At 51.0% G+C, this 239-nt stretch carries 1 rRNA gene; it reads left to right on the forward strand.

The features are described from left to right. Nucleotides 1–227: ribosomal RNA gene (locus tag FHC48_RS23245) — 23S ribosomal RNA — on the forward strand; the annotation flags it as partial. Nucleotides 228–239 lie beyond the last annotated feature (12 nt).

A 239-nucleotide genomic window follows, 5' to 3' on the forward strand; every position in this document is an offset into this window, starting at 1 on the left:
CATCACTGGTGTTCGGGTTGTCATGCCAATGGCACTGCCCGGTAGCTAAATGCGGAAAAGATAAGTGCTGAAAGCATCTAAGCACGAAACTTGCCCCGAGATGAGTTCTCCCTGACTCCTTGAGAGTCCTGAAGGAACGTTGAAGACGACGACGTTGATAGGTCGGGTGTGTAAGCGCAGCGATGCGTTGAGCTAACCGATACTAATGAACCGTGAGGCTTAACCTTACAACGCCGAAG

The sequence above is a fragment of the Enterobacter sp. EC_50 genome (assembly GCF_019584525.1).
In the GTDB taxonomy this organism is placed as follows: domain Bacteria; phylum Pseudomonadota; class Gammaproteobacteria; order Enterobacterales; family Enterobacteriaceae; genus Enterobacter; species Enterobacter roggenkampii.